This window comes from Rhodococcus sp. 3258 (assembly GCF_031456475.1).
Taxonomy (GTDB): Bacteria; Actinomycetota; Actinomycetes; order Mycobacteriales; family Mycobacteriaceae; genus Rhodococcoides; species Rhodococcoides fascians.
Genome location: NZ_JAVDUT010000002.1, coordinates 619,818 through 632,702, shown reverse-complemented (window position 1 = coordinate 632,702; position 12,885 = coordinate 619,818). Strand labels below are relative to the sequence as shown.

At 64.0% G+C, this 12,885-nt stretch carries 12 protein-coding genes; 9 read left to right on the top strand and 3 right to left on the bottom strand.

Going from position 1 to position 12,885, the window contains the following annotated elements; genetic code table 11:
• Positions 1-49: 49 nt before the first annotated feature.
• Positions 50-1,693, bottom strand: a complete 1,644-nt coding sequence (locus tag J2X62_RS10495) for a BCCT family transporter (protein WP_080730000.1) — start codon at positions 1,691-1,693, stop codon at positions 50-52.
• 361 nt (positions 1,694-2,054) lie between these two features.
• Here J2X62_RS10495 and J2X62_RS10490 point away from each other — a divergent pair, with 361 nt between their 5' ends.
• From J2X62_RS10490 to J2X62_RS10465, 6 genes are all read left to right on the top strand, one after another.
• Entirely contained in the window at positions 2,055-3,140 is a 1,086-nt protein-coding gene (locus J2X62_RS10490; RefSeq protein ID WP_032391485.1) for an S-(hydroxymethyl)mycothiol dehydrogenase, read from the top strand.
• A gap of 370 nt (positions 3,141-3,510) precedes the next feature.
• Positions 3,511-3,873, top strand: coding sequence for a bifunctional 3-phenylpropionate/cinnamic acid dioxygenase ferredoxin subunit (locus J2X62_RS10485; RefSeq protein WP_027494739.1), 363 nt, complete (start codon positions 3,511-3,513; stop codon positions 3,871-3,873).
• Entirely contained in the window at positions 3,870-5,033 is a 1,164-nt protein-coding gene (locus J2X62_RS10480; RefSeq protein WP_179274907.1) for an NAD(P)/FAD-dependent oxidoreductase, read from the top strand. The genes J2X62_RS10485 and J2X62_RS10480 overlap by 4 nt, the downstream gene beginning before the upstream one ends.
• Positions 5,034-5,128: 95 nt before the next feature.
• Positions 5,129-6,280 (top strand): aromatic ring-hydroxylating dioxygenase subunit alpha, encoded by a 1,152-nt coding sequence (locus tag J2X62_RS10475; protein WP_310180213.1) that lies wholly within the window; start codon positions 5,129-5,131, stop codon positions 6,278-6,280.
• Positions 6,281-6,322: 42 nt separating this feature from the next.
• A complete protein-coding gene (locus J2X62_RS10470) occupies positions 6,323-7,015 on the top strand; it encodes a GntR family transcriptional regulator (protein ID WP_201010485.1) in 693 nt (230 codons plus the stop codon).
• A 69-nt stretch (positions 7,016-7,084) separates the two neighbouring features.
• Entirely contained in the window at positions 7,085-7,888 is an 804-nt protein-coding gene (locus tag J2X62_RS10465) for an IclR family transcriptional regulator (RefSeq protein ID WP_027494743.1), read from the top strand.
• Here J2X62_RS10465 and J2X62_RS10460 read toward each other — a convergent pair.
• Positions 7,858-8,733: a bifunctional methylenetetrahydrofolate dehydrogenase/methenyltetrahydrofolate cyclohydrolase gene (locus J2X62_RS10460; RefSeq protein WP_310180209.1), complete on the bottom strand. Its 876-nt coding sequence runs from the start codon at positions 8,731-8,733 to the stop codon at positions 7,858-7,860. The two genes, J2X62_RS10465 and J2X62_RS10460, sit on opposite strands and share 31 nt — an antisense overlap.
• Before the next feature lie 113 nt (positions 8,734-8,846).
• Between J2X62_RS10460 and J2X62_RS10455 the strand changes: the two genes are divergently transcribed.
• Both J2X62_RS10455 and J2X62_RS10450 read left to right on the top strand, forming a co-directional pair.
• On the top strand, positions 8,847-9,305 hold the full coding sequence (locus tag J2X62_RS10455) for a hypothetical protein (protein ID WP_310180207.1): 459 nt from the start codon (positions 8,847-8,849) through the stop codon (positions 9,303-9,305).
• Between the two features lie 211 nt (positions 9,306-9,516).
• Positions 9,517-9,792 (top strand): hypothetical protein, encoded by a 276-nt coding sequence (locus J2X62_RS10450; RefSeq protein WP_310180204.1) that lies wholly within the window; start codon positions 9,517-9,519, stop codon positions 9,790-9,792.
• Between the two features lie 40 nt (positions 9,793-9,832).
• Here the strand turns inward: J2X62_RS10450 and J2X62_RS10445 are convergent, their stop codons facing one another.
• Positions 9,833-11,323, bottom strand: a complete 1,491-nt coding sequence (locus tag J2X62_RS10445) for an AMP-binding protein (protein WP_310180202.1) — start codon at positions 11,321-11,323, stop codon at positions 9,833-9,835.
• A 94-nt stretch (positions 11,324-11,417) separates the two neighbouring features.
• Here J2X62_RS10445 and J2X62_RS10440 point away from each other — a divergent pair, with 94 nt between their 5' ends.
• On the top strand, positions 11,418-12,701 hold the full coding sequence (locus tag J2X62_RS10440) for a helix-turn-helix domain-containing protein (protein WP_310180199.1): 1,284 nt from the start codon (positions 11,418-11,420) through the stop codon (positions 12,699-12,701).
• Positions 12,702-12,885 lie beyond the last annotated feature (184 nt).

The window sequence follows — 12,885 nt, the reverse complement described above, 5'->3', positions numbered from 1 at the left end:
TACCGATGGTGCGGGACGCATAGTTTCGCGTCCCGCACCATCGCTCACTTCACTTGCCGGCCTTGACTTTCGGCGGGGCCTTGGGGTTCTTGACGATGAACGGATCGTTCGTGACGTCCTTGTACAGCGAGACACACGTACCGATCATCACCAGTACGAACGGTGCCGCCACGATGATGGTCATCGTCTGCAACCCGTTGAGGGCGTCCGAACCTCCCGTCCACAGCATCAGGATCGCGATGCCGCCGGTGACGACACCCCAGAAGGCGACGACCCCACGCGACGGATCCAGGGTGCCGCGTTGCGACAGGGTGCCCATCACGATCGAGGCAGCGTCGGCACCACTGACGAAGAAGATGCCCACCAAGACCATCACCAACACCGACGAGATGCCGGCCAACGGGAAGTGGTCGAGAACCGCGAACAGCTGCGATTCCGGCTTACCGAGGGCCACCAGATCCTCGGTTCCCTTCTGCTGCTCGCCGATTGCCGCTCCACCGAAGATCGAGAACCAGACCAAGCTCACCGACGTAGGGATGAGAATGACGCCGATGACGAACTGGCGGATGGTACGGCCACGACTGATGCGAGCGAGGAACATACCGACGAAGGGGGTCCACGAGATCCACCAGGCCCAGTAGAAGATCGTCCAGGACGAGAGCCAGGACTCGGTCTCGGGACCACCGGATGCCGCCGACCGCGCCGACATGCCGGCGATGTGCGCGGCGTAGTCACCGAGAGTGGTGGGCAGCAGATTCAGGATCAGGACCGTGGGGCCCGCGACGAACACGAAGATCGCAAGCACGAGAGCCAGCACCATATTGATGTTCGACAGCCACTGAATTCCTTTGGAAACCCCGGACACTGCCGAGGCCACGAATGCAAGTGTCAGGATGGCGACGACAGCCACGAGCAGAAGCGTCCCCGCTTGGTTGACCCAGCCGAGAACCTCGATACCGGAACCGATCTGGAGTGCGCCGAGGCCGAGGGATGCCGCGGTGCCGAACATCGTGGCGAAGATCGCCAGAATGTCGATGACCTTGCCGATGGGGCCTTCGGCTCGGCGACCGATCAACGGAATGAACGAGGAGCTGATGAGCTGCTTGCGGCCCATCCGGTAGGTGCCGTAGGCGATGGACAATCCGACCACCGCGTACATCGACCAGGGATGCAGTCCCCAGTGGAAGATGGCTGTCGAAAGTGCCGTTCCCACAGTGGAATCGGTGATTCCGGGCGGCGGGGTGACGAAATGAGTGAGGGGCTCGGCCACTCCCCAGAAGATCAATCCGATTCCCATGCCGGCGCTGAACATCATTGCGATCCAGCTGACGGTGTTGAATTCGGGCTTCTCACCGTCTTTGCCGAGCGGAATCTTTCCGTAGCGACTGAGCGCGAGCCACAGCGCGAAGATCACGAACCCGGTGGCCGAGAAGATGAACAGCCAGCCGACGTTGGTCACGACCCAGTCGAGTACCGACGCGTTGACGGACTTCATGTTCTCGGTGCCGAGGATGCCCCATGCCAGAATCGCGATCACGATGGCGGCGGTGATACCGAACACCACCTTGTCGGTGCGCGGCTTGCCCTCCTCTCCGTGGTGGTAGACCTCGAGGGGGCCGTAATGATGAGGGGCATGTTTCTCGGGTGCATCGACGCGAGTTTTGTCGCCCCGGGGTTTGCTGTTCGTTGTCACATCGTTCTCCCTCCGGCTCTCGCCGAATAGGTGTGTCGCCCGTGCACGCAGCGTGGGTGGTCGGATAGGTGCGCGACTCGTTGCTCTCTGCGCAACTACGATTTGTTTGGACTCGAACAAGACTGAGCCGACCCAGGGGCTATGTCAATAGATGGCTGGTCATTTAGACGCGTTCATCACGGTTTTTGGAAACGGACAACGCCCCTGAACAGCATCTATGCAAGTGTAAATGCCAAAAGTTGTCCGAATTCGATACTCGCTTTTAACATTCGATACTGCCCGGTAACTGATATATTAAGCCGATTCCACCACCGTCGCGGCCTCAAACGCCGCTCCTTCACCTCACCCAGGAGTACCAGTCATGCCGCAGCAGGTCCGCGCCGTCGTCGCCAAGAGCAAAGGCGAGCCCGTCTCGATCGAGACGATCACCATTCCCGATCCCGGCCCGAACGATGTCGTGGTCACCATCGCCGCGTGCGGGGTGTGTCATACCGATCTGCATTACCGCGAGGGCGGTATCAACGACGAGTTCCCGTTCCTGCTCGGCCACGAAGCCGCGGGCACCGTCGAAGCCATCGGCGATGCTGTCACTCATGTCGAGGTCGGTGATTTCGTGGTGTTGAACTGGCGGGCGGTGTGCGGGGAATGCCGAGCCTGCAAGAAGGGCACCCCCTGGTACTGCTTCGACACCCACAATGCGTCGAAGAAGATGACTCTCGCCGACGGCACCGAACTCTCTCCCGCGTTGGGGATCGGGGCGTTCGCCGACAAGACCCTCGTCCACGAAGGACAATGCACCAAAGTCGACCCCGACTCCGATCCGGCGGTCGTCGGGTTGCTCGGGTGCGGGGTGATGGCCGGACTCGGTGCGGCGATGAACACCGGCCACGTCTCGCGCGGGGATTCGGTGGCGGTGATCGGGTGCGGCGGTGTCGGTGATGCTGCGATCGCCGGAGCCCGGTTGGCGGGGGCGTCGACGATCATCGCCGTCGACCGCGACAAGAAGAAACTCGACTGGGCTCTCGAACTCGGCGCCACCCACACTGTCGATGCCTCGCAGGTCGATGCCGTCGAGGCCATCCAGGAGCTCACCGGTGGGTTCGGGGCCGATGTGGTCATCGATGCCGTCGGCCGCCCGGAAACCTGGAAGCAGGCGTTCTACGCCCGCGATCTCGCCGGGACGGTCGTCCTCGTCGGGGTGCCGACGCCGGAGATGACGGTGGAGATGCCGTTGATCGATTTCTTTTCCCGGGGTGGGTCGTTGAAGTCGTCGTGGTACGGCGATTGCCTGCCGGAGCGGGATTTTCCGATGTTGGTCGATCTGTACGAGCAGGGCCGGTTGCCGCTCGAGAAGTTCGTGACCGAACGGATCGGTCTCGGTGATATCGAGGCGGCGTTCGAGAAGATGCATCAGGGCACGGTGCTGCGTTCGGTGGTGGTCCTGTGAGCGGGCAGTTCCGGGTCGAGAAGGTGGCCGCTTCCGGTGACTCGAGCCCGTGCGCTGCGGCTCGACACCTCTGATATATCAAAGTGGGCCTCTTTACCCGTCGGTAGCGTTTTGTTTCATGATGCCCTCAACGTATTCCGACGTCGGGGGCATCATCGAGTCGGGCGGACGCGACACCGGCCACGCATGTCATTGCACGGGCTAACCACCTGCTCAGCTGGTACAACGCGTGGTTTGTCCGGTTCCGGTTACGTCGTGTTTCGCGTGTATGAAAAGTGCCGTCACCTATTGACACACTCTTGTGGCGATGTTCACACTGTTGTTGCGGGAAGTAAGACGTGTTCCGCATAGCGATACAGAAAGGATCCGAATGCTCAAGGTGTGTTCCTTGGCCGATCTCCCCGGCGGCGAAGCTCTGCGCGTCGACACCACCCCTCCGGTGGCGGTGTTCCACACCGAGGACGGTGAGCTGTTCGCGATCGATGACACCTGTACGCATCAGGACGCGTCGCTCGCCGACGGCTGGCTCGAAGGGTGCGCGGTCGAATGCCCGCTCCACGCGTCCACCTTCGACCTGCGTACCGGTGCTGTCGACGCTCCGCCCGCCAAGTTGCCTGTCCGCACGCACACCGTCGTCGTCGAGGACGGCGTCGTCTATGTCGAGCTGAGCACCGCGGCCCCCAATCTTCCGCCCGACGTTCGCAGCCGGTTGGCCGCCGAGGGACATTCATGAAGAGCGTCACCATCGTCGGAGCCTCCCTGGCAGGCCTGTGCTCCGCGCGTGCACTGCGGGCGGCCGGGTTCGACGGCTCCGTCACCATCGTCGGTGCCGAGAGCCATCGACCCTACGACCGCCCTCCCCTGTCGAAGGAATACCTCGCCGGCGACGTGGACGTGAGCACTCTCGCCCTCGAACCCGACGACGAAAACCTCGACGCCACCTGGATTCTGGGCCGCACAGCCACCGCCCTCGATCCATCGCGTCGCACCGTCACCCTCGACGACGGTGCCGAACTGACCTCCGACGGCGTCGTCCTCGCCACCGGCTCACGCGCGCGATCGCTTCCCGGTACCGATCACCTCGCCGGTGTGCACGTATTGCGTACGATCGACGACGCCGACCGGCTGCGTGCAGATCTCACGCCCGGCGCACGTCTCGTCGTCATCGGCGCAGGCTTCATCGGAGCCGAAGTAGCTTCCACCGCAAGGAAGTTGGGCCTCGAGGTCACCGTCGTCGAAGCCGCCCCGTCACCGCTCGCCGGGCCACTCGGTGCACGGTTGGGTAGCGCGGTGGGCAATCTGCACCGCGACAACGGCACCACGTTGATCTGCGGAATCGCCGTCGACGGCCTGACCGGCACCGACCGAGTGACGGGCGTTCGCCTCGCGGACGGCCGACTCCTCGACGCCGACGTCGTGGTTGTCGGCATCGGCGGCATTCCGAACATCGACTGGCTCGGCACCAGCGGACTCGCACTGGGCAACGGAATCCTGTGCGACGGCGGCGGCGCGACCGCCGTACCCGGAGTGGTCGCAGTCGGCGACTGCGCCGCATGGCTGGATTCGACCGGCGTCCACCGACGCGTCGAGCATTGGGCCGGGGCATCCGAACGACCCACCGTCGCAGTGGCCACCCTGCTCTCTGGCAGTTACGGCGGCCAACACGTCAAACCTCCGTATTTCTGGTCCGACCAGTACGGGTCACGTATTCAGTTCGCCGGCACCGCCGGACCGGACAGTGAATGCACCATCGAAGAGGGTTCGCCCGAACTCGGGAGTTTCCTCGCCGTGTATCGATCCGACGGACTTCCGGTCGGTGTACTCGGTGTCAATCAAGTTCGATTGTTCACCCGCTGGCGCCGACAGCTCTCGGCTCCCGCTCGCGCGGTCTGAAATCATCCAGGCCGCTGCTCCACCCGTCGTATTCCATTACCCCAGTTGACGTCTCGTCACCGATCCACAAGATCGGCCACGTACGGAGGACCGAAGTGACCACCATTCCCGACACCACGCCGCCCGCAACCTCCCTTCCCCTGCCCGAAAGCCTCATCTCCACCCTTCCCGGTCGCTACTACACCGATCCGGCCATCTTCGAGCTCGAGCAGGAGAAGATCTTCGAGGAACTGTGGATCTGCGCGGTCCGTGCCGCCGATCTGGACAAGCCCGGCGCCTTCCGCACCGTGCAGATCGGCCGCGAAAGCGTCATCGTGACGCGCACCCGAACCGGGGCGATCAAGGCCTACCTGAACGTGTGCGCGCACCGCGGTGCTCGAATCTGCATGGAGGACAAGGGCGAAGTCAAGCGATCGTTCCAGTGTCCGTACCACGCCTGGACCTACGATCTCGACGGAAAGCTCATCGCAGCACCGAATCTCACCAAGATGCCCGATATCGACCGAGTTCGCTACGGCCTGACGTCGGTGTCGGTCGAGGAATGGCTCGGGTACGTCTGGGTCAATCTCAGCGACGATCCGGCCTCCTTCGACACCACTGTCGTGCAGGACATCCGTGATCGACTCGGCGACGTCGAGTCGATCGACCGCTACAAGATCGAAGACCTCGGTCTCGGCCGCCGCGTGAGCTACGACGTCAAGGCCAACTGGAAGCTCATCATCGAGAACTTCATGGAGTGCTACCACTGCGCCACAATCCACCCCGAGCTGACCGAGGTACTTCCCGAATTCGCCGACGGTTACGCCGCCCAGTACTACGTGGGCCACGGAGCCGAATTCGGGGAATCCGTCAAGGGATTCACGCTCGACGGTTCCGAGGGACACGACTCCATTCCCGGAATCGCACCCGAACAGGACCGGCGCTACTACGCCATCACCGTCCGGCCACAGGTGTTCGTCAACCTCGTCCCGGATCACGTGATCATCCATCGGATGTATCCACTTGCCGCCGATCGCACTCTGGTGGAATGCGATTGGCTGTACCTGCCCGGAGTCGTCGCATCGGGACGGGATCTGCAGAAATCGGTGGAGTTGTTCCACCGCGTCAATCTGCAGGACTTCGAGGCGTGCGAACGCTGCCAGCCCGCCATGAGCTCACGGAAGTACCGCGACGGCGGAGTGCTGGTGGGCAGCGAACACCACATCGGCATCTTCCACGATTGGCTGAAGAACCGCATCGAGGCCTGACCGCACGCTGCCCCGCACTCGGTGCCGATAGGATCGGTAACCATGAGTGTCGAGGTCGCATCGCCGGGCGCCCCCGGATCGTCGGGGGTGCCGGGCGAACCCGGAGCGACGATGGCCGACGTCGCTTACTCGGCTATCCGCGACAAACTGATCATGCTGACCATCAAGCCGGGTGAGGCCGTCGTCGAATCGGCGTTGTCCGCCGAGCTGGGGGTTGGACGCACGCCGGTACGGGAAGCGCTCAAACGGCTCGAGTACGAGCGCCTCGTCATCTCGCACGCCCGCCGCGGCACTTTTGCCACGGCCATCGACGTCGCCGATCTGGGTGACATCTCCGAAATCCGCCAGCGGCTCGAGCCCCTGGCCGCCGCCAAGGCAGCCACCGCGGCCACCGCAACCCAACGCCAAGTTCTGCTGGGCATGGCCGACCGCACCGAAAAATTCGAGGCGACGCCGCCGAGCCAACACGACCTGATCAACTGGGACGCCGAAGTGCATCGCACCGTCTACCGGCTGGCGGCCAACCCGGTTCTCGAAGACGCATTGATTCGCTACAACAATCTCGCGACGCGAATCTTCTGGTTGTTCATGGATCGTCTGCCTCCCCTAGCCGACCATGTGGGAACGCACACCGAGCTGCTGCGCGCCATCGCGGCCGGGGATGCCGAGAAGGCCGCAACCATCGCCCGAGCACACGTGACCGAGTTCGACGACGCGGTGCGCGCCGTCATCTAGATCGCCGGCTCGGGCCACACCCCGAGGGGCAACACCACGGCCAAGTGCCTGTTACGTATAGTCGCGGGGGTGGCCAGCGACGATTCGACACGTGCCCCCGAGGGTGGCGTCCAGTCCGTCGACCGCGCATTTCGGGTGCTCGAGGTCGTGGCCCGGCTCGGAGAGGCCGGCGTGAGCGCCATCGCCACCGAGATCGGTGTGCACAAATCCACGGTGTCGAGGCTGCTGGCGTCGCTCGAAGAACACGACATGGTGATGCAGACGCACAATCGCGGCAAGTACCGGCTCAGCCTCGGAGTCCTCCGGCTCGCGGCGGCCGTGCCCGAGCGTCTGGAGATCACCGAATACGGCCACGCGGTCTGTGAACGCCTCGCCGGCAAGCTCGGCGAAACGGTCAATATCGCTGTGCTGCGGTCCAATACAGCGGTCCACCTGGACCAGGCCCGCGGGCCGAGCTCGGTGGGAACCCACAACTGGATCGGGGAGCAGACACCGCTGCACGCCACCGCGAGCGGCAAGGTGTTGCTGGCTGCCCTCGACTCGGATACTCGTCAGGACGTCGTGGACGGACTCGACCTCCACCGGTACACCGAGCACACGCTCACCACCAAAGCCGGTCTCACTGCCGAACTCGATGCCGCGGTATCCCTCGGATATGCCGTCGTCGTCGAAGAGTTCGAGACCGGACTCAACGCCATCGCAGCCCCGATTCTCGACTACACCGGCAAGACCACCGCCGCGCTGAGCATCTCGGGACCGGTATACCGCTTCGACGAAACCAGAATGCGGGCCATCGTCCCCGACGTACTGGCCGCCGCCGCCGAGATCAGCGAGAAGATGGGCTACCGGGAGTCCTTCATCCCCTCGGCCTGAGCGGCCTCCGCGCACTCCACCACGTTCGTCAGCAGCATCGCCCTGGTCATCGGCCCGACCCCGCCGGTCGCTCCGCTGATCCGCCCCGCAATGTGCTCGACGCCGGGGTGCACGTCGCCGAGAATGCCCTCGACGGTACGGGTGATTCCCACCGACAACACCGTGGCTCCGGCACTGATCCAGTCCGGTTGCACCAGATGCGCAACACCCGCTGCCGCGATGACCACGTCGGCGGCCCGAGTGTGCGCGGCGGTGTCCACCGTCGCCTCGTGACACATGGTCACGGTGGCGTGTTCGCTGCGACGCGTCAGCATCAAGCCGAGCGGACGACCCACCGTGATTCCACATCCGATGATGCAGAAGCGAGCACCGGTGATCGGAACATCGTGGTGCCGAAGCAGTTCCAATATCCCCCGTGGGGTGCAGGGCAGCGGCCCGTCCATGCCGAGTACGAGCCGGCCCAAATTGGTCGGATGCAGCCCGTCGGCATCTTTACTAGGATCGATCAGCTCGATCACCCGATGGGTGTCGATGTGCGAGGGCAGCGGCAACTGAACGATGAACCCGGTGCACTCGGGATCCTCGTTGAGAGCGTGCACGGCATCTTCGATCTCCTGCTGACTCGCGGACGCAGGCAACCGGACCTGAATCGAATGCAGTCCCACCTCGGCGCAGTCGCGATGCTTCGCCGCGACATAGGAACGGCTCCCCGGATCGTCGCCCACCAGAATCGTGCCCAGACCGGGCCGAATCCCCTGCTGGGCGAGCCGTTCGACGCGGTATCGCAGATCGTCCTTGACGATCGCGCTGACCGCGGTTCCGTCGATCTTGAGCGCTGTGGTCATACTTTCGATTCCTCGGTTCGGCGGTCCGCTGCGATTCTGATATATCAACTGTCGGTCAGGGTACGGTGAGTCGCAGGGACCGGTCAAGAGCCGCGGTATGGGAGGGTCGAGACATGGAGCCCCTGCAGCCGATGCGGCCGGTCGACGTGCAACGGGACGAGCGCGAAGCTGCACCTCGATGGAAGGTGTGGGGTGCGCGCATCGTCCTTGTAGGACTTGTTCTGACCGCGATTCTGTTCGAGGACGGACAGTCATGGATGGTTGTCGCAGGGATATGCACCACAGCGATAGGCGCGTCGCTGACCGTTGCGTCGACAAGGCGGACGCTGCGCGAGAACGCTGGCCACAGAATTCCCTGGAACGGTCGGCCACCGATCGAACCCCGGCAAGTAGACCTACTGGAGGCCTTCGGATTTCCGATGGCCGTCTTCGGCGTCGCGTTGACCGCGAAGAGCGCATACGTGCCGTGGTCTTTCGCAGTAGCGGTCGTCTGTATCGGCGCTGTCGGGATACCTCTGGCGGCGCAGGTATGGCACAACCACCGAGTCCGCAGACGCACGCCCACCCCCTGACCACTCGGGTCGGGTGCGAAGCTCGACGGCGATTGCCCGACGGCGCAGCGCATACAACTGGCCGCGACTCCCACCACATGCCGGTGAAATCCGACCGACCGTCGCCGATGAAGAGATGATCGAGTCTCTACTATGGAGGCGTCGTTGCCGGTTACCTGCAGAACAGGTCGGGGCGGTGCTGCCGCACTGCATGCGAGAAGGAGTGCCGGTGATGCGCAAGTCCCCTTCTCGGTCGATGTTCCGAGACGGTGCCGGAAACGTGGCGTTGATAGCGGGCATCGTCGCGGTCGTCTGCGCATTCGTGCCGTTCGTCGGAGACTTCGTGACCATCCCGGCCGGAGTGATCGCGGTGGTCAGTGGCTGGATCGGTCTCGGCCGCGCAGTCGAGGGCGACGCGTCCAACGGTCGCGACGCCGTGATCGGTGCGGCGCTCGGTGGCATCGGATTGTTCGTCGTGTTCCTGACCTACTTGGCGTCGTCCATGTGATCGCGGCCGTCCCGCCCCGGTACCGGCGGGCCGGATCGGACTACGCGCCGAGCTCCTTCTTCACGATCTTTCCGACGGAGTTCTTCGGCAGAGCGTCGTGGACGACTGTCCGAGTCGGTCGCTTGAACTTGGCCAGGCTCCGCGCGCAGTGCGCGTCCAGCTCGTCGACCGAGATACTGCGACCGGCTCGTGCAACGACGTGCGCGACGGGCACCTCTCCGTAGACCGGATGCGCTTCGCCCACGACGGCCACTTCCAGGACGTCGGGATGGGATTGCAGGACATGTTCGATTTCGCTCGGCGCGATGTTCTCGCCGCCGCGAATGATCATGTCCTTGAGTCGATCCACCAAGACGAGATAGCCGTCCTCGTCGAGGACTCCGATGTCGCCGGTGTGCAACCACCCCTCTCGAATGGTCTTTGCGGTCACGTCCGGCAGGCCCAGATATCCCTGCATGACCGTCTCGCCGCTCACCAACACTTCACCGGTCCGGCCAGGGAGGGAGCTCGGACCGTCGGGTGTATCGATCGCAATGTCGATACCGGGTAGCGCGATGCCGACCGTGCCCGGTTTTCGAATCCCGTTCGGCGGGTTGATCGTTGCCGCCACAGTGCATTCCGACAGGCCGTACCCTTCGACGACCGGCACGCCGAAGATCGATTCAAATGACGCGATCAGGCCGGCAGGCATGGGCGCTGCTCCACAGATGACGAATCGAAGCGACGAGATGTCGCGGTCGGTCGATCCACGGTCCGCAAGCAGTGAGTACATGGTGGGCACTGCGGAGAAGTAGGTGGGCCGGACGGTCTCCACGTTGTCCCAGAACGTGTCCGGCGAGAAACGTGGGGCGATGTGCACACGTCCACCGGCTCGCAGCGGAGCGACCGAGCCGACGACGAGTCCGTTGCAGTGGAAGAGTGGAAGCACCAGCAGGCTCGTATCGACATCGGTCAATTCGCAGGCCGTCACGATCGCGGCGCTCATTCGGTCGACGTTGCGATGAGTCAGCACACAGCCTTTCGGCCGCCCCGTCGTTCCCGAGGTGTAGACGATCAAGGCCGGTGCCGAGCTGTCGGCAGGCCCCGATCCACGATGCGTGCCGTCCAACTGCGGCGTGCGGGGACGACGATCGCGGGAGTCCACGTCGATGAACGAAATACCCTGCGCGCGGCCGAGAGTGCAGGCTTGCTCGCTACCGACGAGCACGCGGGCGGTCGAGTCCTCGAGTTGATAGCGCACCTCGTCGTCGGTGAGTGCGGGATTGACGGGAGTCAACGTTGCTCCCAGCACCCATGCCGCGAACATCGTGGTGATGATGTCGATGCGATTCGGAAGCAAGACTGCAACCACATCACCCGCTCCCACCCCCGCGTCGACGAGTTCGGCGGTAACCGAGTCGACTTCGAGCCCGAACTCGGCATTGCTCAACCGGGTGGAGTCGTCGGACAGACACGCGCCGTCCGGGTCGTTGTCGATCCGGCGGTACATGGCCTGCAGAACCGGCGAGGAGGCGTCGAGAATTGGCAGCATGTGACGTAGGTTACGGATTGCCCATTTGAAAGACTTCGGTCCAGCAGCACAAAAACCGCGGATTATTTGTAGCCCGAAACGAAAAGGAACACCCGTGCCGACACCTGCCGACATCTCGCCCGCCTCCGCCGAGGCGGTGCGCACTCACGTGGCCGCGGTTGCCGCGCACCTCAATGCCCGGCTGGCAGATGTCGTGGCGCAGATGCGCACGACACTCGCGTCGCGCATCACGGAACTGAACAACGAACCATCGCTGATCGAGCTGCTGGGATCGAGTATCGAGGGCAACGTCGACACGATCCTGCACGCTCTGCAGCACGACATCGGCGGTGCCGGATTCGAGCCGCCGGCGGCGGCCATCGAATATGCGCGCCGCCTGGCTCAGTGGGGCGTACCGGTCAACGCCCTGGTTCGCGCCTATCGACTCGGACAGCAATTTCTGCTCGATCGAGCGTTCGAGACCTCGATGTCGCTGGCCGCGCCGGACCCGGTTCGGATGGAGGCGCACCGCGTGATCGTCGATTCGGTGTTCGACTACATCGACTGGATCTCGCAACGGGTGGCCGCGGTGTACGAGACCGAGCGGGAGTCCTGGCTGGCGGATCGCGAGAATGCTCGACTCGATGCGGTACTCGATCTCCTGAACGGCAAGGGGTCGGTGGACGTCGTCGAGCGAGTGACCGGGTATCGACTGCGCGGACGCCACCTGGCCGTCGTGGCCTGGGTCGGCGAGTCCGCCGTTCGCGGCGACCGGATGCGCAGGTTCACCACCACCATCCGCGCTCTGGCGGCGGACTTGGACAGTCCGGCCCCTCCCCTGGTGGTCGGACGCGACGGCGCTACCGCGTGGGGATGGATTCAGATTCCAGCGAACGACACAGATCTCGCCGTCGTTCTCGATCGCATCAACACTCGACCGCGGACCGAGGACGCACCCCTGTTGGCGGCCGGGGCCATCGGACTCGACGCGGCCGGGTTCGTCACGTCCCACCGACAGGCTCAGCGCGCCCATCACGTGGCCGTTCTGGGTGGCCGAGGCCGAACGATCGAACGCTACGACGACCCCGGGTTGGCCGTGGTGGACCTGTGCGCTCGCGACCCGTCGGCATTGCAGGCCTGGGTCGTGAGCGTGCTGGGACCGCAGTTGGCTGCCGACACCACACATGCCGAACGATTGCGCACCACGTTGCGGATCTACCTTGCGTGCGAACGGAGCCTCTCCGCGGCGGCTGCGGTGATGACGATGCACAAGAACTCGATTCGCTACCGCGTCGACAATGCCGAGAAGCTGCTCCCCCGGCCACTGTCCGACGACCGACTCGCCGTCGAGGTTGCCCTCACCGCATGTCAGTGGCTCGGGTCTCGGATCCTCTCCTGAGAGTGCACTTTGTGTCGGCGTCACAAAAACGAAGGTGAGCCTCGGGTCGGCGAACCATTGGGACCGCCGATAGGAACCCCGTAGCTTTCTGTGGTGCAGGACACAGTCCGATGGTTGCGTCACCGCGACCCGAGCCTCGGGCGACAGGGCTGACTCCTGCTCCTTCATCCTCAGCGCTCGCTAC

Coding starts and splice junctions, on each gene's coding strand:
- J2X62_RS10480 (WP_179274907.1), top strand. CDS start 3,870: ATGAAGAGCGTCACCATCGTCGGAGCCTCCCTGGCAGGCCTGTGCTCC.
- J2X62_RS10455 (WP_310180207.1), top strand. CDS start 8,847: ATGGAGCCCCTGCAGCCGATGCGGCCGGTCGACGTGCAACGGGACGAG.
- J2X62_RS10445 (WP_310180202.1), bottom strand. CDS start 11,323: ATGCTGCCAATTCTCGACGCCTCCTCGCCGGTTCTGCAGGCCATGTAC.
- J2X62_RS10450 (WP_310180204.1), top strand. CDS start 9,517: ATGCGCAAGTCCCCTTCTCGGTCGATGTTCCGAGACGGTGCCGGAAAC.
- J2X62_RS10485 (WP_027494739.1), top strand. CDS start 3,511: ATGCTCAAGGTGTGTTCCTTGGCCGATCTCCCCGGCGGCGAAGCTCTG.
- J2X62_RS10490 (WP_032391485.1), top strand. CDS start 2,055: ATGCCGCAGCAGGTCCGCGCCGTCGTCGCCAAGAGCAAAGGCGAGCCC.
- J2X62_RS10470 (WP_201010485.1), top strand. CDS start 6,323: ATGAGTGTCGAGGTCGCATCGCCGGGCGCCCCCGGATCGTCGGGGGTG.
- J2X62_RS10460 (WP_310180209.1), bottom strand. CDS start 8,733: ATGACCACAGCGCTCAAGATCGACGGAACCGCGGTCAGCGCGATCGTC.